The following is a 25,857-nucleotide window of genomic DNA, read 5'->3' as shown; positions in this document are numbered from 1 at the left end:
ACCCCTACGCACAACCGACGATTTGCTACCGATGATAGTAGATGGTTGTGGCGGCGGGCCGCGAACCTCTGCGATCGCTCAGTCTGAGGCGAGTCGGCGAAGCGATTTCAGGAGCCGTCGCTCGGAGAGGCGACCATAGCCAAAGGCCTCGCCGTTCAGCAGGATGCCAGGCGCAAAGAGCACGCCGTGCTGGGTTGCGAGCGCGCGGCCTTCGGTCGAGGTGAGATCGATCTCTTCCACCTCGATCGGAACCTCAGCACCCACTCGTTCGAGCACGTCCTTGGCGTGTTCGCAGAAGTGGCAATCCGCCTGCGTGAGCAGGGTGACGCTGGGTGGCGCTGTCCTCACGAGATGCGGCCGGACTTCAACTGGTCAAGCACGGTCGAGACGGGCACGAACATGGTGTAGTTCGGCGCGCCGCCGTAGTCGGCGCGCCACAGGATCTTGCCCGTCGGGCCGATGAGCATGAAGCTGTGGCCGTCGCGGGAGTCACCCATCATGCCGTACTTGTTCATCGCGTACTGCTGCGAGACGGCCAGGTTGGTGTCGGCCAGCAGGGTGGAGTGCAGGCCGTCGTCGCTCATCTGCTGCGCGAGCGCGTCGACGGGACCGGAGGTGATGGCCACGAACTCGTCGATGCCTGCCGCTTTCAACGCGGCGGGGTCCGCCTCGATGGCCTTCATCTGGTCCCAGCAGGGCTGACAACCCAGCCCCTCGTGCCAATAGGTGAGCACCGTTTTGCCCTTGAAGTCGGCCAGACTGACCGACCCGCCCTTGGTCGACGGCAGCGTGAAGTCGATCGCCTGGTCGCCAGGCCCGGGGGTGCCCGTCTGGTAGACGTACTTGCCCGAGCCTCCGCCCGACGCCGACGGCGAAGAGCCGCCGTTGCTCTTGTGGTAGATCGCGTAGAGTCCGGCGATTACCACGGCCACGACCGCGGCGATGGCCAGGATGCGTCCCAGGGGTGCCTTCGCGGCCGGCGGCGGCGTCGAACCTCGGCGCTTAGTCTGGGATGTCATCGGGTTCCTTTCGGTTGCGGGTCGCAGCAGGAGGGTCCTGCCGAGGACTCATCACGTGGATCGGCGCCGAGGGCCGCAGCAGGGGCGCCTGTTGGGGCGACCGGATGACGCGACTCCGTGCGCGCCGCGGCACGGTGAGCGGCGAAGTACACGAGGGCGGCCAGGGCGGCCACGATGGCGAGGGCCGGAACCATCGGCGGAAGCCAACCGAGAGCCGCCTCGATGCGCGACGCGGCATGGTTGAGCCACGCGGTCAGCCGGACCTGCCAGCCGTCAGTCGGCATCGATGGCCCACGGAACGCGATGACGACGGTGAGAACACCCATCGCGACCATCAGGAGGCCCGATGCGAGGCTGGCCAGCGGTAGCGACCATCGCCGCGAACCCAGCCGCATGCTCAGGCGACGCTGCGCCAGGACGCGGCTCTGACCCCAGTCACGCAGGTCCCACACAAGAGCGAGGAGCGCCAGGGGCGCGACCATGCCGAATACGTACGCCGACCCGGCAACCAGCGCCGGGAAGAACGCTGCACTCGCCCCGGAAAGAGCCACCACTCCGGCGAGGACGGGGGCGCAGCACGAGCTGGCCACGCCGGAGAAGACTCCCAGGAGGTACACCGAGCCCGCGCGTCGGCCCGACGGGTTGCGCATGGCCGGCATCGGCAGCATGAAGGACCAACCGCCGAGGACGGCCAACCCGCCCAAGGTCATGAGCGCCCCCATGATGGTGAACACCGGGGTGTGGTTGCCCGAGATGACCCTGCTCAGCGCGGTGGCGCCCAGGCCGATCGGCAGGATGACGGTGCCGACACCGAGCGCGAAGACCAGCGTCATCGCCACGATGTGCGTCCGGCTGCGGAAGCTCGACGCGAAGTACGCCGGCAGCATGACCGATACGCAGCAGGGTGCCAGCAGTGCGACCACGCCCCCGAGGAACGAAGCCAGCACCATTGACGAGAACAGCAGGCCGTGCACCTAAGCCTCCGGAGGTCGGAACGAACGTACTAACCGGAATAGTACATACGACGGAGCGTCGCTACTATTCGACCTAGTACATCCGAGTCGGGCAAGGAGAGAGCCAGATGGCCAGCGTTCGTCGCCGCGCGAAGAGAAGCGAAATCGACAGGCAGCTGTCGAACTGGACCAAGCGCCGGGTGTTCTCTTGGTCGCTGTTCGGTCTCGCTGGGCTGGTGGCAGTGCAGCACCTCCTCGCGCATGCCGGGTGGCGTCCGATCCCGATCTCGATGGGTTGGCAAGACATCCTGATCGGGTATCCCACCGCCATCGTCTTGGCGGTCATCGGCGGCATCGCCCTCGACCCGACGTCAGCGGAGACGATCCAGCTGACGTTTCACCCGACGTTTCTCTACGAGAGCCTGTGGGACCTGGGCGTGGCCGGTTTGGTGCTCTGGGTGGGGTCCCGCTACCGGGTCGCCGGATTCCGTCTCTTCGCCGTCTACGTGATGGCCTACACCGCGGGTCGGGGCTGGATCGAGTATCTGCGCATCGACTCGGTGAACCACTTCTTCGGGCTACGCCTCAACGATTGGACGAGCTTGATCGTGTTCGCTGGCGCTGCTGCCTACTTCGGAGCGACGCGGGCGAAGGAGCGTGTCGTGGAGCCAGCGCCAACCGACGCGGCAGGAACCCCCGCATGACCGATCTGGCCGAAGCCCCGCTGGACTCGCGTCCCCCGGAACCGGAGCAGACTCCGCGAGCGTTGTCACCCGTCGAGCTCGCCCGCTGGGCGTGGCGCCAGCTGACGTCGATGCGGACCGCCTTGATGTTGTTGATGCTGCTCGGCCTTGCGGTCATCCCGGGGTCGATGGTGCCGCAGACCCGCGTTGATCCCAACGCGGTGGCCAACTGGCAGCTACTGCATCCGGACCTCACGCCGCTGTTCAAGAGGATCGGCCTGTTCCAGGTCTACGGGACACCGTGGTTCAGCGCGGTCTACATCCTCTTGATGGTCTCGCTCATCGGCTGCATCCTGCCCCGCACCCGGGTCTACTGGCGCGCGGCACTGGCCGCGCCGCCCAAGGCCCCCAAGAACCTCGCCCGGCTACCCGCGAGCCTGACTTCGACGTTGGACGTCGAGGCGGCGGACCTGGCCTCGCGGGCCCGTGCGCAGCTGATCCGGCAGCGGTTCCGCACCCGCGTGGAGGAGGATTCGGACGGCACGATCGTGGTCTCAGCGCAGCGCGGATACCTGCGCGAAGCCGGGAACCTGATCTTCCACATCAGCGTCGCTCTCGTACTCGTGGCATTCGCCGTGGGCAACCTGTTCGGATTCCGTGGTGGAGCGATCGTCGTCGATGGGCAGACCTTCACGAACGATGTCCAGTCCTACGACGACTTCGCGCCCGGCACGCTGTTCCGCGACAGCCAGCTCGAGCCCTTCAGCTTCACTCTCAAGGACTTCTCGGTGAAGTTCCTGACGTCAGGACCGGCGATGGGCCAAGCCAGCTCCTTCACAGGCAACCTGGCCTACAAGGCCGACCCCAAGGCGTCCGAGCGGGACGCGACGATTCAGGTCAACCATCCGCTCGCCATCGGCAACACCAACGTGTTCCTGATCGGCAATGGCTACGCGCCGGTGGTGACGGTCCGTGGCGGGGACGGCGAAGTCGTCTACTCCGGACCGACTGTCTTCCTGCCTGAGAACGCCAGTTACGCCTCGGTCGGGGTCATCAAGGCCCCCGACGCGAAGCCGACCCAGCTCGGCTTCGAAGGCGAGTTCCTGCCGACATACGCGACAGGCCAGGACGGCCAACCGGTCTCCGCGTTCCCCGACTTGGCCGCGCCCGCTCTTTCGCTGACGGCATACTCGGGAGACCTCGGCCTCGGATCCGGCGTCCCGCAGTCGGTCTACTCCCTGAACAAGTCCAAGCTCACCCCATTCACCGACGCATCGGGCAAGCCGGTGACCCTGACCATCGGCCTCGGCCAGACCAAGAAGCTCCCCAACGGTGCCGGGTCGATCACCTTCGACAGCGTCAAGCGCTACGCGAGGCTCCAGATCTCCTCCACGCCCGGCGAACCGCTCGCCCTGGGTAGCGTGATCCTCGGCCTCCTCGGGCTCGTCGGCTCCCTCTACATCCGGCCCCGGCGCATCTGGCTGCGGATCCGCAGGACCAGCACCGGCAGCCAAGTCGAGCTTGCGGGCCTGGATCGTCGCGAGGGCCGCGACCTCAACCACGACCTCACCAAGTTCCTGGACACCCTGACAAAGGCCACCCGATGACTCGTCTCCAACTCGCGCAGTTCAGCAACCAGGCGATCATGTTCGCAGCGATTGTCTATGCGTTGGCGATGCTCGCCCACATCGTCGAGTGGGCGGCAACCCGCTCCACCGCACCCGGCCGAATCCTCGTCGGACCAGACGGTGCCGAGCTGCCGTCAGCAGGCAGCGATCTTGGCGGTGCCGAGCGCCCATACCGGGTCGACCTGTGGGGTCGCTATGGCATCGCGCTCACCATGGTCGGGCTTCTGCTCAACGCGGCCGGCGTCCTCGCCCGGGGCTTGGCCGCGGACCGGGTGCCATGGGGCAACATGTACGAGTTCACGATCACGGGCTGTGTTGCCACGGTGCTCACCTACCTGATCATGCTCCGGTTCCAGCCGATTCGATGGCTGGGGCTGCCCGTCACCGCTCTCGTTGTCGTGCTGCTGATGCTCGCGGTCCTGCTGCTGGACGTGCCGGCCGCGCCCCTGGTGCCCGCACTTCACTCCTACTGGCTCTACATCCACGTCACCGCCGCCATGCTCGCCACCGGCTCCTTCACGGTCGGCGCCCTCGCTTCAGTCCTCTTCCTGGTGCGCAACCGGGCCGAGCGTCGCGGTACGGCGGGCACTGGGATCAGCGCCCGCCTCCCAGAAGCGGATGTGATCGACACCTTCGCCTACCGCGTCCACGCCTTCGGGTTCCCGGTCTGGACGTTCGCCGCGCTCATCGCCGGCCCGATCTGGGCGCGTTACGCGTGGGGCCGGTACTGGGGGTGGGATCCGAAGGAGGTGTGGGCCTTCGTCACCTGGGTTGCCTACGCCGCCTATCTGCACGCGCGTGCTACGGCGGGCTGGCGTGGCAAGGGCGCAGCCATCCTGGCGCTCGTCGGATTCGCCGCTCTGCTCTACAACTTCGTCGGCATCAACCTGTGGGGCGGAGGCCTCCATTCCTACGCAGGCAAATGAGCGAGGCGGCAAGCGCGCGGTAGGAGTTGACCTGTGACATCAATCGTGCCCGTCCGCTGGCGTGCGCGCATGCGCTCCTTGATCGCTGCCGCCGTGCTTGCGATCGCGGCCCTGCTGGCAGCCGCGTCACCCGCCTCGGCGCACGCAACGCTGCTGTTCGCCTCACCCGGGATCGACAGCGCAGTTCCGACCGCACCCGCAGCGATCCTGCTGGTGTTCGACAACCCGGTGACTGCCGGAAACTCCGCGATCACCCTCGTCGACGCGAACGGAGCAGAGATCCGGCTGGGAGTCCCGCAGCTTGAATCGCGTTCCACCACGCTTCGAGCCGCCACCACCTCGCACCTGCGGCCCGGCGCGTACACGGTTGACTGGGTGGTCACCGCCGGAGACGGCGACACCATGCAGGGCCAGTACCACTTCGCCATCGGCACAACTGCGGGGCTGGGCGCACCCTCCGTTCAGGCGACCGCCGGTGCCGCTCCGACCGGTCTATTGCGCTGGCTCCTCTTCGCCGGCCTGGCACTCAGCCTCGGTGGGCTCGTTGGTGCACGGCTGGCCCGGCAGACGCGACCCAACACCGGTGCCGCCGCGGCCGGCGACCCCGAGCCGGCATTGACCGCGGGCGCCGCTCTGTCAAGCATCGCCGCCCTGGGGATCCTCCTCGCCGTCGTCGGCAACGGTTCGTTGACGGGCGGCCTCGACAACTTGTCTCCGTCGATGTCGACCGGTCCGGGGCTGCTCGCCGTCGCGGAGCTGGTGGCCGGCGTGCTCAGCCTGATCTGCTTCCGGCTTCGCCTTCGGCTGGCCGGCGCCACGGGCCTGGTGGCCGTCACGATCGCGGAAGGTTTGCGCGCGCATCCCCACACTGAGTGGCCGTTCTGGGGCGCGGCCTTGGTGACGATCCACCTGCTCGTCGCAGCGGTGTGGATCGGGGCGCTGGTCCATGTGCTTCGTGTGGCGCGCTCGCGCCACCGCCAAGGTGTTGGAACCGCCGGGCTCGTTCGGCGCTATGCCCGGATGGCTGCTTGGCTGCTCGCCGCGGTCGTCGCCACCGGCATCCTCAACGGACTCGCGGTCGCGCCGTTGCGGTTGCTGGCCGACACGCTGACCCACACCTCGTACGGCCATTGGCTCGACGTCAAGCTCGGACTCGTGCTGGCCGCAGTCAGCTGCGCTGCTGTCGCCCGATGGCGGCTGCTTGCGCGACCGACGGGGAGGCAGCCCAGCCAAGCGGCGCGAGTTGAAGCCATGGCATTGGTCGCAGTGCTCGGTGTCTCGGCTGCTCTCACTGTGAGCGCGCCGCCCGCGGATCCAAATGCGCCGTTGCCGTTCGCCCCGCCGGCGAACGGCCCGGTCTTCTCCGCCGGCACCCGTGCCGGCTGGGTGGGGATCGGCGTGTCGGCGAGCGAGGGTCAACTCCTCGTGCGACTTACTGCGCCCGAGCTCGCGGGTGACGGCGATACGTCAAGCGACTACGGTCTTAACGGCAATCTCACCACAGCGGGCGAATCGCGCAAGGTGACATTCCGTGGCTGCGGCACCGGATGCTTCGTCGCCCCCGCGACCTGGGCACGAGGTATGGACACCGTGACCTTGCACGCCGATCACTCCGGCGACCTTGCAGGCGGGACCGCCGCCGTCGCGATCGCGTGGCCACCCCGTCCAGCCACTGCTGTCCTGCAGAAGATCGTCGCCGCCATGCGCGACGTTTCGCAGCTCGAGGTGCACGAACGAGTCACCAGCGACGCCAACAACCAGCCCGTCGCCCCGACCCTGCTGCACCTGAGCGGCCGGGAGTTCATCAACTCCGACCCCTACAGCTCCGGACGAGCAACCACCACGAGCCTGGTCAACCAGAGCGGCGACCAGACCACGATTTCCCTCGGCTACTCCGGAGACCAGACCTACGTGCTGCTCACAGCCGACGCCGCCGGGCGCCTCGTCCACGAGATCCTGACCGGCCCCAACCACCTCGTCGAACGGACCTTCGTCTACCCGGAGGCCGGCGCAGATTGATCGGGATCTGGGGCTCGGCGCTCAACTTCGGCCAGTCCCATGTCCACTGACCGCCCTGCCACTAAAGTCCTATGTTGACTAGTAGATGGAAACAGGAGGAGACCCCTTGGCCAAGCAGCGCGCGTCCCAGTCTCAGCGCAGACAGGTCGTGGAGCAGATGCGCGCCGTGCAGCAGCGGCGCGAGCAGCGCAACAGGCTGCTACGCATCGTGCTGATCACACTCACCGTCGCCGCCGTGATCGCGATCGGCATCTCAAGCTGGCTGGGGCGCTCCAACTCGGACGTGTCCATCCCCGCCCATCCACTGACGACCGCGGCTGGTCGCACCACGCCGCCGCCGTGGCCAGCGCCCGCTGATGCCGCCGCCGCTGTGAAGGCCGCAGGGCTTCCGATGCTGGGAGGTGAGGGCGCGGAGGAGCACATCCACGCGCACCTCGACGTGCTCGTCGATGGTCAGCCCGTGAGCGTGCCAGCGCTCATCGGCATCGACGAGAGCGCACATCAGATCAGTCCGCTGCACACCCACGACACCAGCGGGGTCATCCACATCGAGTCGCCGAAGAAGGCGGACTTCAGCCTGGGGCAGTTCCTGACTGAGTGGCAGGTCTCGGTGTCCCAGACACACCTCGGGGGTCTCGACGCCAACAAGGGGAACACCCTGACCGTGTACGTGAACGGCAAGGAGGTCTCCGGAGACCCGGCAGCCATCATTCTCCACGCCCACGACGAAATCGCCCTCGTGTACGGGCCCTCTACCCAGCGCGTGGGCGTCCCGGACAGCTATGACTTCCCCAGCGGCGAGTAGCCGAATGTCAACTAGTCGAGCTCACGAGCCTACGGCGCGGTGCCGCGGTCGCGGTGCGCGTCGTCGTCGACCCCGGTAGCGGCTGTGTCGAGGTGACGAGCAACGTTCCCCTCGACCCTGCTGTCCGCGGCGCCGTCGAAGAAGCCGGCTACGCGCTCGCCTAGGGTGGATTCCATGGCCGTCGTCGTCGGGGTTCCCGTCCTGTTGTTCCTGGCTCTGCTTGCGTATGGCGGGCTGACAGGTCGGATCAAGTTCTCCTCTGGCTCCGGCTGCTGCGCCCCTGCCGATCCCGCCAAGGATCTGCGCATGCGGAGCGCGTTCGGCGATGACACGTCACCGGGAGTTCCTACTTCTGTGGAGTAGCGCGCACACCTGACTCCTGAGAGCGGCTGCCATCCGGGCACCGCCCGACGTCAGGAGTCAGTGATGACGATTCCCACCCAGATGAGCCTCCAAGGCTTCGTCGCCACCGCGCCGGAGCTGACCTTCGGCAACAAGGGGCACGCGCGGTTCTACTGCCGGGTCGGCATCGAGCAGCACCGCAAGGAGGTCGACGGGTCGTTCACCAAGCTGGACCCGGTGTTCTGCGACCTGGTCCTCTTCGACCGTACGGCCGAGCGGGCGTACTCGCGGTTCAAGCCCGGCGACCAGATCGTCGCCTCGGGCTACATCCACGAATACGAGCAGGAGCGGCCCAGCGTACCGAGCCAGATCCGTGAGCAGTTCGTCGCCCGGCGTATTGGGCACGACTGCGCCCGCACCCGCTACGTCGTGGACCGCACTCCGGCGACCCAGCCCGACCCACCGGCAGGCGAGATGACGGTGGTCAACGAGCCGCCCCAGGCCGTCAGCCTCTGAGGCCGAGCCATGAGGACCGACATTGACCAGCCCGCGCTGCTGGACATCGAGGCCGGCGACTCGGTCGATGATGAGGAGTACGGCTGTCCCGACCAGGTGTTCGGGACCGCCGACTTCGACGACGACCGGCCGCTACGCCCGATCAACTGGAACCTGCTCACGGCAGACGAGGCGCTGGTCGAGTGGTTGGACCTCGACGAGTGGGTCGACTGGCTGCGCAAGTCGTTTGGCCTTCCGCCCACCGTCGTACCGCCGCTGTGGCATCGCCACGACGAGCTGGTGTGGGAACTGTCCGCGCTGCACACCCACTGGCTCAACGCCTACGACTCCGAGGGCACACCCTCGGGACCAATCGGGTGGCTGCGCGACTTCCACGAGGCCAAGAACCGACTCCGCGAATGGGTATCCCTGTGCGGGACGCGCCTGGACCACGACCGGCGCACCCGCCAGACCGTCTGGCCAGGCGAGGACCCGATCGAACCGGCCGCCGAGGTCGAAGTCGTCGACCGCAAAGCCGACTTCTACCTCTTCGTCCGCGACGACGTCGCAGCCCGACGCGCCATCGAGGAACAGGTCCGCGCTGCCGCGTGAGACCAACGCCGCCGCACACGGCCGTCCTATCCACCGGGTTTTCCACACCCAGCACAAGTTGCCGCCGAGGTCACTCGGCTCCGGCGCCACGGTGGATGGTCAGCCACCCCTATCGATAGGACCCCATCATGCTGCTCGCCCACGCCATCACCCTCGCCGAGGCGCGCTCGTACGTCGCAGCCCTGGCCGACAACGCCGTCTCCATCGACGCCTCGATCGAGTACGACCGCGTCCTGCTCCAGATCGACTTCATCTACGCCGACCTCATCCCTGCGATCAGTCCGGTCCTTGTCACCGACGGCGACGTGTTGTTCGGCGTTGCGGAGTCGGCGATCGAGCACTTCGTCGACCACGGCATCGACGGCCTGACCGTCGAGCTCGTCCTTGACATGCTCTACGCCGCGCGCGAACTGGACGCGCCCTGATGTATGGCGAGAACTCCGGACTCTTGCGCGACTCGATGCGCGAGCTGCTGACCCAGCACCGCATCCAGCAACGCATCGGCGGCGCTGGCCTCCACACCGTGCCCGAAACCACCACAGTCGCCGAACGCCAGGAGATCGGCGAGCAGATCGCCCGCTACCGCCACGCGGTGCTGGTGTGGTGTCACCAGGCCATGCGCGCCGCGAACCCGCGTATTAACCTCGACGGGACCACCGGCCGAACCCGCGGCCCTGCCGAGGAACTGCGCTATCGCCTCGAAGCCTCCCTCAAGGCTGACCCCGCCGCGTTGCCGACGACGGAAGAACTGGTCACCGAGCAGCGCTTCGAGATGGTCGACCTGTGGCGTCAAGCCGCCCGCGCGTGCGCACTCGGCGAGCACGACTTCGACGCAGGCGTCGGCTACGGACGACTCTCCGAGGCCCAGTGCATGACCGTGATCCACGATGCCGCCGAAGTCACCCGCGCGTTGGTCGGCCTCGACCGGCGCTACGCCAGGATTCCCGGCTGGCGGCAGTTGAAGGACCCAGGCCGTCTCGGCCGCGCCGCGGAGGTCTGCGCGGCTTACTCCGGCTACGGCGACCCCGACTACTCCATCGACGGACGCGGCTGGAAATCACCCTCACGACTTGTCGAAGGCCCCGCCCTGCCCGGGGCCAGCGGCGTCCTGCAAGCCCAACACAACCTGCTACTCCACCTGATCAAGTTCCCCGACGCCCAGAGCCTGCGCGTGATCATGGACTCCCAACGCATCGTCTCACTCGAAGCCAAGCGCCGTCTCGACGCCGGCGACCCCGACCTTGCGGCCCGCTGGCAACGGCGTGCCGAGACCTACGGACGCCTCGTTCACCAGGCCCGCGACGTAGGCGGGTTCTACGGCAAAGGCGGACCAGCCGCCGGCCAAGGCTCGGTCGCAGCCGCGCGGATGCAGAAGCTCCCCGCCGACGGCCTGGCCGACTTTCCCCAGGTGCGGCGGCTGATGCGCATCAGCGCCGGCATCGACGAGCGGGTCTGCACCGCCGTCGAATACGGCATCATGGAACGCCTCTACTTCCAGCGCGTCCTGATACCCGCCGTTGAGAACGACGACGGCGAACTGGTCAAAGGGCCACTGCGCGAGTGGCAGCCCGTCACCGGCCCCGTTCAGACCGAATTGCTGCGCCTCGTTCGCGCCGATCTGCGCCCGGTGCCCGCGGACCACAACCCACCCAAGGGTCCAGCGCAGAACCGCCTCGACTTCGAGGCCGCGATCGACCACCGCCCTGGCGGCCCCGACATCGGGATCTAGACCTACGCGCCGTCGATCTGGTCGATGAATGCCTGAACTCGCTCCACGGCCTCCTCCAAGGTAAGCGCCAGTTCGAGTTCGTCCAACCCTTCGAGGGCGCGGGTGTAGATCGGTCCCCAGTGCGGCTGCGCTTCGATCATGGGCGGCCAGTCGTGCTGTGCACGAGCTTCGAACACGGCGATGCACGCTTGCCTCGCCTGGCCGAGCGGTTCGTCGACCACCAGCGCTTCCAGCAGTTGGAGATCCACGAGGTCGTGGGCCCGGTCGTTGGTACGTGGCGGCTCCAACGCTGCTGTGCAGGCGTGGATCTTCTGCGCGATCTGCCACGGCAAGGTCATGCGGCACAGCCGCACTGATCGGCAGCCCCACGAGCGCCAGTGCCTCCGAGGCGATCTTGTCGTAGCCGTCGGCGTTGCCTGCCTCGATGGGAGAGACCTCGATCGGCACCGAGACGAACGGCTTGCCCTGATAGCTGAGCTTGGCGGTGAACCGGTGCGGGTTGGAGACCAATCCAGGCACCTCGAACGGCGCCGCCGGCGTGAACACCGCCGTGAAACCTTCCCACCCATCGGCACCCGCGTCAGCGAGACGATCATGGACCGCGAGCATGTCACCACGGATGACCGTGTCGAGATCTTTGGAGGTACGTGAGCCGGGGATTCCGCGCCGCAACTCCAGCGAGGCGCCGCCCTTGACCAACAGGAGTGGGCCGCCCTGCTCGTCGGTCAGCGACTCCATGAACTGGGTGACGACCAGGACACCGACGTGCTGTTGAAGCCGGCCGAAGACGACACCTTCCCGCTTCGCAGCGGCCGTCAGCCGGTCGCGGAGCGCCCGAAGGTTCACCGGTGATGACTCGTAGCGGCCGCTCATGCTCGCCGCTTGCTCCTGGCGAGACCACGCGCGTCGATCTGGGTGCGTAGGTCGTCGGCCTCGGTGCGCCGTAGGAGGCCCTGCGTTTCCGCCTCGTCGACGGCGAGACGCAACTGGTAGGGGTCGGTGCCGTTGGCCAGGCAGTCACGAATGGTGCGGGCTACCGTTGTGACCGCGATGTCATCACGCTCGGTGATCTCAGTTGGGTCGAGGTCGCGGCGGTGCAGCCGATACAGTTCGCCGCCCGCAGTGCGAGGGTGGTTGTCGCGGGGCACCGTGAGGTGGACGCGCGACGGGCTCACGTCCGACAACCCGTACAAGACAAGCGCCGACTCGTGCGAGATCACCCCGCGCCCCAGCGTCCAAGCGACGGCCTCGGCGAGTTCGTCATGCTCGGTGCGAGGCAGCATCGGGACGCGGTAGACGCCTCGCCCGACACGCTCCAGCCGTCCGCGGGCAGCCATCAGGCGCAATTGAGTAGGGTCGATGTCAAGGTCGCGAGCATCCCGCGTGGTGATGTACCCGTGCTGCTCGGCAGCCCGCTCCAACACTCGATCCCTGACATTCATGTGCTCTAGCGTATCAAACAGATACGGAATCGCACACGATAGGGGATCAGTCACTGCCTTCTCCCTTCGGAGCGAGCGACTCCAGAATCTCGGCGGTCACCGGGTTCACCTTGTCGTCGTGCTCGATGTAGTGCTCCTTGGTGATGTCCGACGAGGTGTGCCCCAACATCTCGGCGGCGAGTTCCGCGCCCCCGGCTCGGTCGAGCACCGTGGCCACCGTGCGCCGGAACGAATGCGGCGTGACTCCCTTGACCTCGACCTGGGAGAGTGCCGAGCGCAGACGGCGGCGGACGTTGTTGGTCAGCAGCGGCGTGTGATTGCGGCTGCAGAACAGCAGGTGCTCGGGATCCTCCTTGGCGACGCTTACGAAGCGCTGTCGCAGCACGTCGGCCGTGAATGCCGGGACAGCGACCGTGCGCGTGGACTTCGAGGACTTGCCGTGGTCCTGACGATAGGTCGGCACGCCACGACGGGTGATGATCGTGCCGCACAGGCGCACCGTCGCTGGCGAAGCGGTCACGTCGACGTCGCACTTGCGGATCGCCAGCACCTCGCCGATACGTGCGGACGTGCCGAGCATGACCTCAATGATCGCCTCCAACTGCCCATCCGGCTTCGGCCCCGACAATCCGGTCCCGCGCCTCCACGTCTTGACGGCCTTACGGATCGTGTCGATCTCCGCCAAGGTGAGTGCCTTCGTGGTCGAAGCCGGCTTACGGAGCTTGGAGGTCTCGCGGACAGGGTTGCGCTGGACCGCTTCGTACCGGACGGCCAGGCCGAACGCGAGACTCAGCACCGTCTTGGCCTGTTTGGAGGTGCTGTAGCTCTTCTCCGTAGCGAGTCGCTTGAGGAATCGGTCGACCCGGCCGACCGTGATCTCGCGCAGCGAGTAGCTCGTGAACTCCGGCATCACGAGCTGGCGCATGTTGCGTTCGTACAGGTCGCGAGTCGTCTGCGCGACCCGGCCTTCGAGGTCGAGGTCCTCCAGCCAGACCGCCACCAGATGCGGGAAGGAACTATCGGCACTCAGCTCATCGCTTCCGGGTCCGCTCTTGGTGCGATCGAGAACGCGCTCCTTGAGACGATGCTCCGCCAGCGTCCTGGTCGGGCCGCTGGCTTCGATACGACGGACACGGCCGTCGTAGTCGCGCACCCGAGTCCGGGCACGAACGACGCCATTGGGCAGCGTGGTGAACTCGATGTTGCCGAACGTGCCGATCGGCGTGCGGGGGCGTGCCATCTCACCTCACCGCCTGTCGGCGGGAGTGCCCGGCCGTCGCTCGCGCTGCTGCGCGATCCAGTCGCGGACGTCGGAGCTGGCGTACTTCAGATGGCGACCCATCCTGATGGCGCAGGGGCCGTGGCCGGTGCGTCGCCAGTCGTAGATCGTCTTGATCGGGACGCCGAGATACTCCGAGAGTTCCTCGACGCTGAGGAGCGGCTCCAGGCCGCTCATCGTTGGCGTGGTGGTCTCCATGCTGCTCAGGTGTGCTCGTGGAACCGCACCGTCCGGTGTCAACCGGAACCAGTCGGCACACCTCAGAAGCAGAGACCGAGAAGGCGCCTCCACCGCATAGTTTTTGGAGGGTTTTTGGAGGGAGGTTCAAGTCTCTAACGCTTTCAGGCCCGGAAACTGAGCGTTTCCAGGCCTGAATTTCGTAGCGGGGGCTGGATTTGAACCAACGACCTCTGGGTTATGAGCCCAGCGAGCTACCGAGCTGCTCCACCCCGCGTCGGTGAACACAACCTTAGGGCATCGACTCCGCGACTCCAAATCGGGCCTCGCGCCTCCGCGGCATTACGCCAGATTCATCCCTACTTATGCTTGCTTCGCGCGCAAAAGTAGGCGACCGTAGTCACATGACCATCCTCACCAGCCCTGTCATCCCCGCAGTCGTTCTCGAAGACCCGAGCCGCGCGGTGGACGTCGCGCGTGCCCTCCTCGACGGAGGCATCGGTGTCGTCGAGGTCGCGGCGCGCACCAGCGCCTCCCTCGTCAGCATCGAGCGGATCGCCACCGAGGTCCCCGACATCGTCGTCGGCGCCGGCACCATCACGCGCACCGCGCAGGCCGTGCTGGCCGCGAGCGTCGGCGCTGCGTTCGTCGCCTCCGCGGGCCCCACCCCGGCCCTGCTCGACGGCATCCTCGCCACCGGCATCCCCTACCTCCCGGGCTGCTCCACCGCCGGCGAGGCGATGGAGCTGCAGGAGCGCGGCCTCACCGAGGTCCGGTTCTTCCCGGCCGAGGCGGCCGGTGGTCCGGCGTACCTCGGCGCCCTCGAGGGCCCGCTTCCCCGCCTGCGCTTCTGCGCGACCGGCGGCATCACCCTCGAGAACGCCGCGCGCTACCTCGCGCTGCCCAACGTCGACGCCGTCGGCGGCACCTGGATCGCGCCCGCGGACCTGATCAAGGCCCACGACTGGGCGACGATCACGGACAACGCGCGTCGCGCCGTGCAGCAGCTCAGCCACCGCGCGGCCCTGCCGCACACGCTCAGCGCCTGATCAGGGCCTGATCAGGGCCTGATCAGGGCTTCGCCTTCGGGGACGGCGTGGGCGACGGGGTCGCCTGCGCCACCTGGAGGGCCCGCGCGACCAGGCGCTGGGCCTCGTCGGTGTGCTCCTGGTACGCCGCGAGGTCACCGTCGGAGAGCGCCTGCTTCGCCTGCGCGAACGCGTTGTCGGCACGCTCGAGCAGCGAGACCACGTGGTCGTCGAGCACCGGCCCCGAGCCCTTGCCGGACCCGTTGCCGCCCTGGGACGTCCCGGTGTCACCGCGAACGCGTAGCGCATCCGCGATCGCCTCCGTCATGGTCGTCGCGATCGCGAGCCGGTCGCCGAACGAGACGAGCACGAAGTTGAGCACCGGGAAGTTTCCGGACGTCGCTGCTCCCGCCTTCTTGGTGTAGAGCGGCTGCACGTAGAGCAGGCTGTCGCCGACCGGGATCGTCAACAGGTTGCCGTAGACCTTGCTGATGTTGCGGCTCACGTTGAACTGCGTCAGCTTCTGCTGGATCGCCGAGTCGGTGGCGAAGTCGTTGGCGATCTGCGACGGACCGCGCACGGGCCCCGTCGACGGAAGCTGCAGGATCCGGATCGTCCCGTAGCCATCGCGCGAGGCGTCACCGTCCACGCTGACGAACGCCGCGAGGTTGGCCTTGTCCTTTGGCACGAACGTCGAGGTGAGCGAGAAGACAGGCGTTCCCTCGTCGCTGGTGCGGACCGACAGCCGATAGGGCGGCTGCAGCTTCTTCGCCACCCCGGGCCGCTGATCGACCGTCGGGTCGCCCGGCACCTCCCACCGGTCCTTGCCGACGTAGAACGTGTCGGCGTCGGTCACGTGGTAGCGCTGCAGCTGGTAGCGCTGCACCTTGAAGAGGTCCTCCGGGTAGCGCATGTGCTCGAGGAGCTCCGCCGGGATCTCCTTCTTGCTCTTGACCGTGCCAGGGAAGACCTTGCGCCACGTCTTCAGGATCGGGTCGGACTCGTCCCACGCATAGAGCGTGACGGTGCCGTCGTAGGCGTCGACCACGGCCTTGACCGCGTTGCGCATGTAGTTGATCTCGTCGGTCGGCAGCGTGCGGAACTCGGTCGGGCTCGCCTGCGAGTCCGACGTCATCTCCTTGTAGGAGCCGTGCTGCGCCAGGGGGTAGTGGTCCGTCGTCGTGTAGCCGTCGAGGAGCCACACCACCCGGCCGTTGACGATCGCCGGGAACGGGTCACGGTCGACGGTCAGCCAGGGCGCCACCTTCTCGACCATCTCGCTGGGCTTGCGGTCGTAGAGGACCTTCGAGTGCGAGCCGACACGCTCGGAGAGCGCGATCTTCGGGTCGCCGAACTTCCACGCGTACAGAACCTTGCGGAACAGGCTGCCGACGTCGACGCCGGCCTTGCCGTCGTACGTCGTGGTGGTGTCCTCGTCGCCCGGCGACGGCTGGTCGAGCTCGACGTCGCGGCTCTTCTCCGACGCCTTGCCGACGATGGAGTAGTCCGGCGACTTCTCACCGAAGTAGATCTGCGGCCGGTAGCCCTCCGGCGCGAGGTCGCTCGCGGCGTCGGAGCCACCCTTGCCGGCGTAGCGGGGGTTGGCGGGCAGCGGACTCTCGCGACCCTCCGCGTCGCGCTGGTTGCCGTAGGCCGCGATCACTCCGTAGCCGTGGGTGTAGACGGTGTGGAGGTTCGACCAGTTCTTGGCGTCGTCGGGGATGCCGGACTGGTTGACCTCACGGACGCCGAGCACGACGTCACGATCGTGGCCGTTGACCGGGTAGTGGTCGACGTCGAGCACCTTCGCGACCGAGAAGTACTTGCGCAGCTGCTGCTGGTTCTCGAAGGCCGCGCGGATCAGCTGCGGGTCGACCAGCCGGATGCCGGGCACGTTGTCGAGCTCGGCCCGCTGGTCCTTCGGCGTGAGCGTGCTCTGCCCGGTGTACGGCGTGACCTTGACGCCGGCGATGCCGTAGGCCTCTCGGGTCGCCTTGATGTTGTTGGCGATGTACCGAGGCTCCTTGTCACCCTCGGACGGGCCGACCTGGAACTGCTGGACCGCACCGGGCCAGATCAGTCCGAGCAGGATCGCGGAGAGGACCAGCAGCACCAGCCCGACCGACGGCAGCAGCCAGGTGCGCTGGATGACGTTGGCGAAGAAGAGCAGCGCGCAGATGATCGCGATCGACATCAGGATCGTCTTGGCCGGCATCACCGCGTGGTCGTCGGTGTAGGTGATGCCGTCGACGACGCCGCCACTGCCGCTGAGCAGGTCGTAGCGGTCGAGCCAGTAGTCCGCTGCCTTGCCGAGGACGAAGAGGCCGAGCAGCACGGAGATCTGGGCTGCCGCCGGGCCCGAGAGGCGGTCGCGCGACGCCTGCAGCCGAATGCCGCCGTAGAGGTAGTGGACGACGATCGCGACCAGCAGCGACACGACGAAGACCGCCATCGCGAAGTCGACGACGTGGTGGAGCCACGGCAGCTCGAAGACGTAGAACCCCTTGTCCTTGTGGAAGTAGGGGTCGGTGCTGCCGAAGGGCACCTGGTTGCGCCACTGCAGGTACGCGCGCCAGGAGTCGGCGCCGGCGCCACCGGCGAAGGCACCCGTGACGGCGGCCAGGCCGAGCAGCACCCACAGGCGCACCGGGCCGATCGCCTGGCGGTAGCGGTCGAGGCCGACCTGCTCGGGGCTCGCCGGACGGAAGAGCGGGCGGAGGCGGTAGGCCACCACGGCGTTGGCCGTGACGGTGGCTGCCATGATCCCGCCGAAGACCAGGAAGAGCCCGATCTTGGTGACCACGAGGTGGCTGAAGACGGAGCGGTAGCCGGTGGAGGAGAACCAGAGGCGCTCGGTCCAGAAGCCCGTGAACCCGCTCATCGCGAAGAAGAGCACCAGCATCACGACGGCCGTGACCAGGACGCCGCGAGCCCAGCCGGGCCGGCGGACCGGCTCTGTCGCGCCGCCCAGGCCGTCGTCGAAGATCGAGCTCATGCCTCATCCTCCAGCGTGGCGTGGAGCAGCGCCAGCAGCGCGGGGACGAGGTCGGCGCCACCGATGACGTCCTCGGTGCGGTCGTGCTCGCGGAGCCGGAGGGTGCACCAGCTCGCTCCCCCGCGGATCACGCCGGCGACGATGCGCACCTCCTGCCGGTCCGGGTGCTCGGCGGCGAACGCCCGGGCTTCCTCCAGCCCCTCGGGCACCTCGCCCTCGACGGCCGGCGGGAGCACGAGCCGCTCCACGACCACGGCACAGCCGGCGACCTCCTCGGGCCAGCCGATCTGCTCCAGCACCTGCTCGAGCTGCTGGCCGGGCTCGAGGTCCTGCTCGACCGGCGTCAGGCCGACGGCACCACCTTCGAGGCCGAGGGCCGCGGCGAGGCCCGGCTCGCGGGCGGCGAGCTCGGCAGTGTCGACCAGTGCGAAGAGCCGCGCCTGGCCGTCCCAGCCGGACTCGGCGGCATGGTCCTCGATCTCGACGACCGCCTCGGCGAGCGCCCGGTCGAAGGGGACGGGGGGCGTCGGCTGATCAGTGGGCTGCGTCATGGAGCACCTCTTCGCAGGTCGGGAGCTTGGCGCGGTGGTCGGCGGCGTACGTGGAGACGACCTTCTCGGCGTCGTCGAGGGTGCTGACGGCGGCGAGCCGCATCGCCCCCGGGTGGGCCAGGACGGCCTCGTCGCAGTTGGTGGCGGGCACGAGGAAGAGCTCGGCGCCGGCCTCGCGGGCGCCGGCGATCTTCTGCTGGATGCCGCCGATCGGACCGACGTGGCCCTCCGGGTCGAGCATCTCGCCCGTGCCCGCGACGCGGCTGCCGTGCGTGAGCGACCCCGGGGTGAGCGTGTCGGCGACGGAGAGGGCGAACATCAGGCCGGCGCTCGGCCCGCCGATGCCGTCGGGCAGGTGGATGTCGACCTCGAACGGCATCTTGAAGTCGAAGGCCCGCTGCACGCCGATGACGGTGCGGCCGCCGACGCGCCGCGGCTTGACGGGCACCGTCAGCTGCTTGCCGTCGCGCTCGACGACGAAGGCCAGCGCCTTGCCGGGGGTGGCGTGGGAGATGACGCGGACGACGTCGCTCCAGCGGCGGATCGGCTGGCCGCCGATCTTCACGTAGCGGTCGCGCTCGACCAGCGCCCCGTCGGCGGGGAACCCTCGCTCGATCGGGCCGACCACCGGGACCATCGGCACCTTGATCCCGAGGTGGATCAGCGCAGCCGCCACCGCGACATCCTGCGAGGTCGACATCTGGACGGCGGCCTGCTTCTCCTGCGAGCCCGCCGTGTCGCGCTTGCCGTAGACGTCGGCGTACGGCTTGACGGAGTCGTCCTCCGACATCCAGCCGCGCAGTGCGGAGGAGAGCGGGATGCCGTCGCCGGGCGGCGTGAGCTGGATGGTCGTCATCCGCAGCTCGCCGTCATCGGGGTACGTCGCGTGGCCGTGCACCTGGATCCGCTCGCGGCCCTGGTCCTCCGACAGCAGGTCGACCGTCGTGCCGGGGTGGAAGCGGACGTACGACGTCGGGAGCACGGCGACCGTGACGATGCCCGCGACCGTCAGGACGGCCGCGATGATCGTGGCGATCGTGTGGCGGCTCAGGCGGGCGTCGTGGACGCCCGCACTGGTCGGGTCACTCACCGCGCGAGGGGCGCACGGCGATGCCCGTGCTGCGATCGCGCGGGCGCGTGGCGGCCGGACCCTGGACCTTCTGGCCGGGGTGCTCCTTGCGGAGGGCGCGCGCCATCCGCTCCGCGGCGACCTCGGGGTCGACGGGGCCCCGCTCCTCCCCTGCCCAGATCACCCAGGCGATGGCAGCGAGCGTGACGACGACGGGCGGAGCCAGCCACCACAGGATTCCCAGGTCCACGACAGGCAGCCTACGGGGTCAGGGGGTGCCGACCCACTCATCCGAGCCGTCGGCGAAGCGCTGGTGTTTCCAGATCGGCACCTCGGCCTTGAGCGTGTCGATCAGGTCGCGGGTCGCCGCGAAGGCCTCGCCCCGGTGCGCAGCGGCCGCCGCCACGATCACCGCCGTGTCGCCGATGGCCAGCTCGCCGACCCGGTGGACGGCGGCCAGCGCCTTCACGTCGTGTCGCGCGGCCACCTGCTCGCACACCTGGTGGAGCCGGTCGATCGCGGTCGGGTGCGCCGAGTAGTCGAGCCCGGTGACCGCCTGGCTCTCGCCGTACGCCGCGTCGCCGCAGCCGCCGCGGCGGTCGTGGTCACGCACGCGGCCGATGAAGAGGTTGAGCCCGCCGGCGGCCTCGTCGTCGAGCGCGGCGAGGACCTCGGCGACGTCGAGGGGCGTCTCGCGGATCGCCACCAGCCGGAGGACCCCCTGGTCCTCGGTCCTGTCGGTCATGCGCGGAAGGGTACCGTGATCGGCATGAACGACACCCCCGGCCAGGGCGATCAGGACGACCCGAAGAACCCCTTCCAGGGCACTCCCTTCGAGCAGCTATTCGGCTCGATGGGCGCGCAGGGCATGCCCGACCTGGGCGCCCTGTTCAGCCAGGTCCAGGCGATGATGCAGCCGTTCGACGGCCCGGTGAACTGGCAGCTCGCGACCGACCTCGCCCGCAAGACCGTTGCGGCCTCGCCCGACCCGTCGCCGGACTCCGCACAGACGAACGCCGTCGCCGACGCCGTACGCCTGGCCGACCTGTGGCTCGACGAGGCCACCGACTTCTCCAGTGGCGTGACCTCCACTGCCGCGTGGAGCCGGGCCGAGTGGATCGAGTCGACCCGCGAGGTCTGGCAGCGCCTGGTCGAGCCGGTCGCCGAGCACGTCGTCGGTGCCATGGGAGCTGCGCTTCCGGGTGAGGCCAAGGCGATGGCCGGCCCGTTCCTCGGCATGCTCACGCAGATGGGTGGCGCGCTCTTCGGCAGCCAGATCGGCACCGCGATCGGCGGCCTCGCCTCCGAGGTGCTCACCGCCTCCGACATCGGCCTGCCGCTCGGCCCGACCGGCCGCGCGGCTCTCCTGCCGGCCAACATCGCGGCGTTCGCCGAGGGCCTCGACGTGCCCGCGGAGGACGTGACGCTCTACCTCGCCCTCCGCGAGGCCGCCCACCAGCGCCTCTTCGCCCACGTCCCGTGGCTGCGCGAGCACCTCCTCACCGCCGTCGCCGACTACGGCCGCGGCATCAGCATCGACACCGCCGGCATCGAGGAGCAGCTCCGGAGCCTCGACCCCTCCAACATGGAGGAGATCCAGTCGGCGCTCGAGGGCGGCCTCTTCGCGCCGACCAAGAGCCCTGCCCAGGAGGCTGCGCTGCAGCGGCTCGAGACCACGCTCGCCCTCGTCGAGGGATGGGTCGACGAGGTCGTCGGCCAGGCCACCGCCAACCGCATGCCGTCGGCCGCCCGCCTCCACGAGGCCGTACGCCGCCGCCGCGCCGCCGGCGGTCCTGCCGAGGAGACCTTCGCCGCCCTCGTCGGCCTCGAGCTCCGCCCGCGCCGCCTCCGCGACGCCTCGACCCTGTGGGGCTCGCTCCGCGCCCGCCAGGGTGTCGAGGCCCGCGACGCGGTCTGGCTCCACCCCGACCTGCTCCCCACCGCCGACGACCTCGACGACCCGCTCGGCTTCCGCGAGGGCCTCGACATGCCCCGCGGCGAGATGTCCGCCGAGGAGTTCGACGCCGCACTGCAGCAGCTGCTCGACGGACCTGACACCGGCGGCTCCGGCGAGCCGGACGGTTCGGGCGAGCCGGGCGTGTGAGCCTGCACGCCGACGCGAGCCGTGTGCTCGCGGACTGGAACGCGCCCGGCGCGGCGCAGAGGGAGCTCCAGGAGCGCTATGTGTCTGTCCTCGCCGCGCGCCCTGACGCGATGACCCGTGCCTGCCGGCCCGACCACCTCACCGCCTCGACGCTCGTCCTCTCCGCCGACGGCTCCTCCGTGCTCCTGACGCTCCATGCGAAGGCACAGGCGTGGTTCCAGTTCGGCGGGCACTGCGAGCCGGGGGACGCCACGCTGGCCGACGCGGCTCTCCGGGAGGCGCGCGAGGAGTCCGGTCTGGCTGGACTCGTCCTCGACCCGGTGCCGGTCCAGCTCTCCGAGCACGCCGTCCCGTTCTGCGGCGGTCCCCTGACGGACGCCGAGTCCGGCGGAGACCCTGGCCGGCAGGTGCACCACCTCGACGTCCGCTTCGTGGCGGTGGCGCCGGAGGGCGCTGCTCACGCGGTCAGCGAGGAGTCGCTCGACGTCCGCTGGTGGCCGGCCGACGCGCTGCCGACGCAGGACGAGGACATGGTCGAGCTCGTGGCCCTTGCGAAGGCCCGCCTCGGTCTCTGAGCCGTCCTGCCCGCCGGGAGGCGGCCCGCGGTGTCCTCAATTCGAATTGAGGCTGCCATCCGACTCAATTTCGATTGAGGCCGCGATCCGGACCGCCTCTGCGCCCGCCGAGGCCGGGAGCGTCGGGTCCATCGCCAGCGCCAGGCGAGTGCCACCGAGCACGAGCCGGAACCGGTCGAAGGAGCCGCCCGCGCGCGGGGTCGAGAGCCACCACTCCAGCAGGTGTTCCTCCTCGACCTCCATGGCCTCCTGCCACGCCACGAGCGCAGCCGGACGCCCGGCGGCCGCCTCCGTCCGCGCGAGCTCGTGGGCGACGTGCCAGCAGCGCACACCGTGACGTTCAACCGCCGTCAACGGCACCGACGGAACAGCCGGCACCCGCCGCAGACCGGCAATGCTCCACTGCACCCACCGTCGTAGGAGAGCAGCCACGAAGAGCTCGACGGTCGCCGGCCACCTGCCCCGGTGCGTCACAGCCGACGGGGTCACCCGCATCCACGACGCGAGGCCCTTCATCGTCAGCCCGTCGACGCCACGCGTCCGCAGGAGCTCGACGAAGCCGTCGGCCACGATGTCCTCGTAGCGGACGGAGTCGGGGCGCAGGAACGGATCCTCGGGTGGGCGCATGCGCCCACGGTGCCGCGGCGTACGGCCGGAGGCGACCGGTCCTCCACAGCCAGACGCGTCAGTCCGCGTCGTGGGTGGGCTCGAGCCGGGCACCCGCGGAGTAGCCCTCGAGGTAGCCCTTGGCCTTCTCCGCCTGGGGGAAGTTGTGGACCCAGGCCCAGAACTCGTCGCTGTGGCTGGGCTCGATGAGGTGCGCCAGCTCGTGGATCAGCACGTAGTCGACGACCCAGCCGGGCATGCCCTGGAGGCGCTCGGAGAGGCGGATCGTGCGCTCACCCGGCGTGCAGGAGCCCCACCGGGAGCGCTGGTTGGTGACCCAGCGGACCGACTCCGGTCGCGCCAGGCCGCCGAGGTAGGTGTCGGAGAGCTGCTTCGCACGCTTCACGAGCTCGTCGTCAGAGGGACGGCGACGGGGTGCGCGGGCGAGGAGCTTGGCGACCATCTGCTCGACCGCGTTGCGTTCCTGGGCCTTGGTGTAGGCCGCAGGGATCATCACGATGATGCGGTCGCCCTCGAGGCGCGCCTGGATCGTGCGGCGTCGCTGCTTGGAGCGGCGTACCTCGACCTCAGGAGTCCCCATGGACAGGCACCGTAGCGTTCAGGCGCCCGAACGTGGCGCAGCCCACTCCAGCAGCCGCTCGACGGGCCAGGTGGTCACGATGCGATCGGGGTCGACGCCGGCGGCCTCGGCGCGGGCCGCGCCGTACGCGAGGAAGTCGAGCTGCCCGGGAGCGTGGGCGTCGGAGTCGATGGAGAAGACGCAGCCGATGTCGCGGGCCAGCTCGAGGAGCTTCGTCGGCGGGTCGCGGCGCTCCGGTCGGGCGTTGATCTCGACCGCGACGCCGTTCTCCACGCAGGCCTCGAAGACCGCGCGGGCGTCGAACTCCGACTGCGGGCGCGTGCCGCGCCCGCCGGTGACGAGCCGTCCCGTGCAGTGGCCCAGGACGTTCGTGAACGGGTTGCGTACCGCGTTGACCATGCGCCGGGTCATCGCGTCGCGGTCCATCGCGAGCTTGGAGTGCACGCTCGCGACACGTACGTCGAGGCGCGCGAGCATCTCGTCGGTCTGGTCGAGCGCGCCGTTGTCGAGGATGTCGACCTCGATCCCCTTGAGCAGGGTGAACGAGCCGGCGAGGTGCGCGTTGACCGCGTCGACGACGTCGAGCTGGCGCGCGAGGCGCTCCGCGGAGAGCCCGTTGGCGATGCGCAGGCGCGGCGAGTGGTCGGTGAGCACCTGGTACTCCCGGCCGAGCTCCATCGCGGTGATCGCCATCTCCTCGATCGGCGATCCTCCGTCGGACCAGTCGGAGTGGCTGTGCAGGTCGCCGCGGATCTGCGCCATCAGCGCGTCTCCCCCGTCGACCAGCGGTCCCCCGTGGCGTTCCTCGAGGTCGACGAGGCGGTCGGGCTTCTCGCCCCGGACCGCCTGCTCGATCACCTTGGCCGAGGCCGGGCCCACGCCGGAGAGCGTCGTCAGCGTGCCCGCGGCGGCCATCGCGGCCACCTCGTCGGCGGGCAGCGGGAGCAGCGTGGCGGCGGCCGACCGGAACGCCTTCACCTTGAAGGTGTCCTCGCGCCCACGCTCGAGGAGGAACCCGATCCGGCGGAGCGCGGCGACCGGACCGCCCGTCCAGGGCTCGGGTGCGCTCACTTCTTCTCCTCCACAGGCTGGGGAACCGGGTTCCCGCTGGTCACCTCGGCGCGTACGCCGTGTCCCGGGCGTGTCGCCCACAGGCTCGTCCCGAGTCGTTCCACAGTCAACCGCACGGGTTCAACAGCTTCTCCACACCTTTGTCCACAGGCTGTGCGTAGCGATCGCTCTCGCGGCATTGACCCTCGCGCACACGGCTCCTAGCGTCGTACCCATGCGAGGCCTCCGGGCTCCGCCGCCGCGCAGGCAAGGGGAAGGCAGGCGCTGCGGTGCGAGGCCCGGGGGCCTCCGCTACGTCCGGCCTACTTCCCCGTGAAGGAGGGCGCCCGACGCGCCTGGACGGCGGCGATGCCCTCCTGCAGGTCCTCGGTGCCGAAGGTGATCGGCTGCGCGAGCGCCTCCACCTGCAGGGTCTCGTCGAGCGACGTGCGCTGGCGACGCAGCGTGGCCTTCGTGTAGCGCGTGGCGAGGGGCGCATTGGCGGCCACCTGCGCAGCCGTCGCGAGCACCTCGTCGAGGAAGCCCTCGCGCTCGACCACCCGCGAGACGAGGCCGAGCCGGAGTGCCTCGTCTGCCTCGACGAGACGGCCCGTGAGCAGCAGGTCGCGGGCAGCCGCGTCGCCGACGACCTCCGGCAGGAGGTACGAGATGCCCATGCCCGGGTGGAGTCCGAGCCTCACGAAGGAGGCACCCAGCTTGGCGCCGGCGGCGGCGTACCGGATGTCGCAGGCGAGAGCGATGCCGAGCCCGGCGCCCACCGCGGCGCCGTTGACCGCCGCGATCGTCGGCACCTCGAGCTCACGGATCGCCAGCCAGGTCCGGTAGAAGGTGAGCATCTGGTCGCGCAGCGCGGGCGTGGGCAGCGCGCCGCTCTCGGCCAGCCAGGTGGTGTTGCCGCCCGCCGAGAACGCACGCCCGGCTCCGGTCACCACGACGCAGCGCACGGACCCGTCGCCCTTGAGCGACGCGATCGCGTCGCGCCAGGAGGCGGTCATCTCGTCCGACATGGCGTTCATCTGGTCGGGGTTGTCGAGGGTCAGCACGACGACTCCGTCGACGGGTCGCTCGATCCGGAGGTGGGCGAGGCTCTCAGGCGCGGAAGACATGGCGGCACCCTACGGCGTGGCGCCTCCCACATTCACGCTCAG

Annotated in this window: 29 protein-coding genes, 1 tRNA gene and 1 pseudogene; 12 read left to right on the top strand and 19 right to left on the bottom strand. The window is 69.1% G+C overall.

What is annotated here, in order from left to right:
• Positions 1 to 78 precede the first annotated feature (78 nt).
• The 3 genes from IEX47_RS01885 to IEX47_RS01875 are packed head-to-tail and all read right to left on the bottom strand — an operon-like array spanning position 79 to position 1,993.
• Positions 79 to 348, bottom strand: a complete 270-nt coding sequence (locus IEX47_RS01885) for a glutaredoxin family protein (RefSeq protein ID WP_188782281.1) — start codon at positions 346 to 348, stop codon at positions 79 to 81.
• The gene (locus tag IEX47_RS01880; RefSeq protein ID WP_188782280.1) at positions 345 to 1,019 is read right to left on the bottom strand and encodes a peroxiredoxin family protein; all 675 of its coding nucleotides are present in this window, start codon (positions 1,017 to 1,019) and stop codon (positions 345 to 347) included. Before IEX47_RS01880 ends, IEX47_RS01885 begins: the two co-directional genes overlap by 4 nt.
• Complete coding sequence (locus tag IEX47_RS01875; protein ID WP_188782279.1) at positions 1,016 to 1,993, bottom strand: cytochrome c biogenesis CcdA family protein; 978 nt, start codon at positions 1,991 to 1,993, stop codon at positions 1,016 to 1,018. Before IEX47_RS01875 ends, IEX47_RS01880 begins: the two co-directional genes overlap by 4 nt.
• A 107-nt stretch (positions 1,994 to 2,100) precedes the next feature.
• Between IEX47_RS01875 and IEX47_RS01870 the strand changes: the two genes are divergently transcribed.
• The 5 genes from IEX47_RS01870 (at position 2,101) to IEX47_RS01850 (ending at position 8,033) form a co-directional block, all read left to right on the top strand.
• Positions 2,101 to 2,676, top strand: coding sequence for a prolipoprotein diacylglyceryl transferase family protein (locus tag IEX47_RS01870; RefSeq protein WP_229662543.1), 576 nt, complete (start codon positions 2,101 to 2,103; stop codon positions 2,674 to 2,676).
• Entirely contained in the window at positions 2,673 to 4,262 is a 1,590-nt protein-coding gene (gene resB, locus IEX47_RS01865; RefSeq protein ID WP_188782278.1) for a cytochrome c biogenesis protein ResB, read from the top strand. Before IEX47_RS01870 ends, resB begins: the two co-directional genes overlap by 4 nt.
• Positions 4,259 to 5,209, top strand: a complete 951-nt coding sequence (ccsB, locus tag IEX47_RS01860; protein ID WP_188782277.1) for a c-type cytochrome biogenesis protein CcsB — start codon at positions 4,259 to 4,261, stop codon at positions 5,207 to 5,209. The genes resB and ccsB overlap by 4 nt, the downstream gene beginning before the upstream one ends.
• A 69-nt stretch (positions 5,210 to 5,278) precedes the next feature.
• Positions 5,279 to 7,228, top strand: coding sequence for a copper resistance CopC/CopD family protein (locus tag IEX47_RS01855; protein WP_188782276.1), 1,950 nt, complete (start codon positions 5,279 to 5,281; stop codon positions 7,226 to 7,228).
• A gap of 106 nt (positions 7,229 to 7,334) precedes the next feature.
• Positions 7,335 to 8,033 (top strand): hypothetical protein, encoded by a 699-nt coding sequence (locus IEX47_RS01850; RefSeq protein ID WP_188782275.1) that lies wholly within the window; start codon positions 7,335 to 7,337, stop codon positions 8,031 to 8,033.
• 29 nt (positions 8,034 to 8,062) lie between these two features.
• Here the strand turns inward: IEX47_RS01850 and IEX47_RS01845 are convergent, their stop codons facing one another.
• Positions 8,063 to 8,209, bottom strand: coding sequence for a hypothetical protein (locus IEX47_RS01845; protein WP_188782274.1), 147 nt, complete (start codon positions 8,207 to 8,209; stop codon positions 8,063 to 8,065).
• 250 nt (positions 8,210 to 8,459) lie between these two features.
• Between IEX47_RS01845 and IEX47_RS01840 the strand changes: the two genes are divergently transcribed.
• The 4 genes from IEX47_RS01840 to IEX47_RS01825 all read left to right on the top strand — a co-directional run bounded on the left by IEX47_RS01840 (position 8,460) and on the right by IEX47_RS01825 (position 11,211).
• Entirely contained in the window at positions 8,460 to 8,891 is a 432-nt protein-coding gene (locus IEX47_RS01840; protein WP_188782273.1) for a single-stranded DNA-binding protein, read from the top strand.
• Positions 8,892 to 8,900: 9 nt separating this feature from the next.
• The gene (locus IEX47_RS01835; RefSeq protein WP_229662542.1) at positions 8,901 to 9,482 is read left to right on the top strand and encodes a hypothetical protein; all 582 of its coding nucleotides are present in this window, start codon (positions 8,901 to 8,903) and stop codon (positions 9,480 to 9,482) included.
• Positions 9,483 to 9,610: 128 nt separating this feature from the next.
• Entirely contained in the window at positions 9,611 to 9,907 is a 297-nt protein-coding gene (locus IEX47_RS01830; protein WP_188782272.1) for a hypothetical protein, read from the top strand.
• Positions 9,907 to 11,211: a hypothetical protein gene (locus IEX47_RS01825; RefSeq protein WP_188782271.1), complete on the top strand. Its 1,305-nt coding sequence runs from the start codon at positions 9,907 to 9,909 to the stop codon at positions 11,209 to 11,211. The genes IEX47_RS01830 and IEX47_RS01825 overlap by 1 nt, the downstream gene beginning before the upstream one ends.
• Positions 11,212 to 11,213: 2 nt before the next feature.
• Here the strand turns inward: IEX47_RS01825 and IEX47_RS17865 are convergent, their stop codons facing one another.
• The 6 genes and pseudogenes from IEX47_RS17865 to IEX47_RS01800 form a co-directional block, all read right to left on the bottom strand.
• Entirely contained in the window at positions 11,214 to 11,549 is a 336-nt protein-coding gene (locus IEX47_RS17865; protein ID WP_229662541.1) for a nucleotidyl transferase AbiEii/AbiGii toxin family protein, read from the bottom strand.
• 91 nt (positions 11,550 to 11,640) lie between these two features.
• A pseudogene (locus tag IEX47_RS18165) lies at positions 11,641 to 11,949 on the bottom strand (nucleotidyl transferase AbiEii/AbiGii toxin family protein); the annotation flags it as partial.
• Between the two features lie 131 nt (positions 11,950 to 12,080).
• Positions 12,081 to 12,653 (bottom strand): type IV toxin-antitoxin system AbiEi family antitoxin domain-containing protein, encoded by a 573-nt coding sequence (locus tag IEX47_RS01815; RefSeq protein ID WP_188782270.1) that lies wholly within the window; start codon positions 12,651 to 12,653, stop codon positions 12,081 to 12,083.
• Between the two features lie 46 nt (positions 12,654 to 12,699).
• Entirely contained in the window at positions 12,700 to 13,893 is a 1,194-nt protein-coding gene (locus tag IEX47_RS01810; protein ID WP_188782269.1) for a tyrosine-type recombinase/integrase, read from the bottom strand.
• A 6-nt stretch (positions 13,894 to 13,899) separates the two neighbouring features.
• Complete coding sequence (locus IEX47_RS01805) at positions 13,900 to 14,109, bottom strand: helix-turn-helix domain-containing protein (RefSeq protein ID WP_229662540.1); 210 nt, start codon at positions 14,107 to 14,109, stop codon at positions 13,900 to 13,902.
• A 203-nt stretch (positions 14,110 to 14,312) separates the two neighbouring features.
• A tRNA-Met gene (locus IEX47_RS01800) sits at positions 14,313 to 14,386 on the bottom strand.
• A 127-nt stretch (positions 14,387 to 14,513) separates the two neighbouring features.
• On the opposite strand from IEX47_RS01800, the gene eda reads away from it, so the two are divergent.
• Positions 14,514 to 15,158, top strand: a complete 645-nt coding sequence (gene eda, locus IEX47_RS01795; protein WP_188782267.1) for a bifunctional 4-hydroxy-2-oxoglutarate aldolase/2-dehydro-3-deoxy-phosphogluconate aldolase — start codon at positions 14,514 to 14,516, stop codon at positions 15,156 to 15,158.
• Positions 15,159 to 15,180: 22 nt separating this feature from the next.
• Here the strand turns inward: eda and IEX47_RS01790 are convergent, their stop codons facing one another.
• From IEX47_RS01790 to IEX47_RS01770, 5 genes are read right to left on the bottom strand one after another with little or no spacing between them, the layout of a single operon-like run.
• Positions 15,181 to 18,132 carry a UPF0182 family membrane protein gene (locus IEX47_RS01790; protein ID WP_188782266.1) on the bottom strand — a complete coding sequence of 984 codons (2,952 nt, stop codon included), beginning with the start codon at positions 18,130 to 18,132 and terminating at the stop codon, positions 15,181 to 15,183.
• On the bottom strand, positions 18,129 to 18,683 hold the full coding sequence (locus IEX47_RS01785; RefSeq protein ID WP_188782265.1) for a PPA1309 family protein: 555 nt from the start codon (positions 18,681 to 18,683) through the stop codon (positions 18,129 to 18,131). Before IEX47_RS01785 ends, IEX47_RS01790 begins: the two co-directional genes overlap by 4 nt.
• Complete coding sequence (locus IEX47_RS01780; protein ID WP_188782264.1) at positions 18,667 to 19,773, bottom strand: YlbL family protein; 1,107 nt, start codon at positions 19,771 to 19,773, stop codon at positions 18,667 to 18,669. The genes IEX47_RS01785 and IEX47_RS01780 overlap by 17 nt, the downstream gene beginning before the upstream one ends.
• Positions 19,766 to 20,002, bottom strand: a complete 237-nt coding sequence (locus IEX47_RS01775; protein ID WP_229662539.1) for a hypothetical protein — start codon at positions 20,000 to 20,002, stop codon at positions 19,766 to 19,768. The genes IEX47_RS01780 and IEX47_RS01775 overlap by 8 nt, the downstream gene beginning before the upstream one ends.
• Before the next feature lie 18 nt (positions 20,003 to 20,020).
• The gene (locus tag IEX47_RS01770; protein ID WP_188782263.1) at positions 20,021 to 20,497 is read right to left on the bottom strand and encodes a molybdenum cofactor biosynthesis protein MoaE; all 477 of its coding nucleotides are present in this window, start codon (positions 20,495 to 20,497) and stop codon (positions 20,021 to 20,023) included.
• A gap of 24 nt (positions 20,498 to 20,521) precedes the next feature.
• Between IEX47_RS01770 and IEX47_RS01765 the strand changes: the two genes are divergently transcribed.
• Positions 20,522 to 21,856: a zinc-dependent metalloprotease gene (locus IEX47_RS01765; protein WP_188782262.1), complete on the top strand. Its 1,335-nt coding sequence runs from the start codon at positions 20,522 to 20,524 to the stop codon at positions 21,854 to 21,856.
• The gene (locus tag IEX47_RS01760; RefSeq protein ID WP_188782261.1) at positions 21,853 to 22,431 is read left to right on the top strand and encodes an NUDIX hydrolase; all 579 of its coding nucleotides are present in this window, start codon (positions 21,853 to 21,855) and stop codon (positions 22,429 to 22,431) included. Before IEX47_RS01765 ends, IEX47_RS01760 begins: the two co-directional genes overlap by 4 nt.
• 36 nt (positions 22,432 to 22,467) lie before the next feature.
• Here the strand turns inward: IEX47_RS01760 and IEX47_RS01755 are convergent, their stop codons facing one another.
• From IEX47_RS01755 to IEX47_RS01740, 4 genes are all read right to left on the bottom strand, one after another.
• Positions 22,468 to 23,058: a hypothetical protein gene (locus IEX47_RS01755; RefSeq protein ID WP_188782260.1), complete on the bottom strand. Its 591-nt coding sequence runs from the start codon at positions 23,056 to 23,058 to the stop codon at positions 22,468 to 22,470.
• A gap of 58 nt (positions 23,059 to 23,116) precedes the next feature.
• Positions 23,117 to 23,638, bottom strand: a complete 522-nt coding sequence (locus IEX47_RS01750; protein WP_188782259.1) for a M48 metallopeptidase family protein — start codon at positions 23,636 to 23,638, stop codon at positions 23,117 to 23,119.
• A gap of 18 nt (positions 23,639 to 23,656) precedes the next feature.
• Entirely contained in the window at positions 23,657 to 24,709 is a 1,053-nt protein-coding gene (locus IEX47_RS01745; protein WP_188782258.1) for a PHP domain-containing protein, read from the bottom strand.
• Positions 24,710 to 25,011: 302 nt separating this feature from the next.
• Positions 25,012 to 25,815: an enoyl-CoA hydratase/isomerase family protein gene (locus tag IEX47_RS01740; protein ID WP_188782257.1), complete on the bottom strand. Its 804-nt coding sequence runs from the start codon at positions 25,813 to 25,815 to the stop codon at positions 25,012 to 25,014.
• Positions 25,816 to 25,857: the final 42 nt, after the last annotated feature.

The sequence above is a fragment of the Nocardioides phosphati genome (assembly GCF_014646375.1).
GTDB classification, from domain to species: Bacteria; Actinomycetota; Actinomycetes; order Propionibacteriales; family Nocardioidaceae; genus Nocardioides; species Nocardioides phosphati.
Note: the sequence above shows the minus strand (reverse complement) of the source record. Positions and strands in the feature narration are given on the sequence as shown.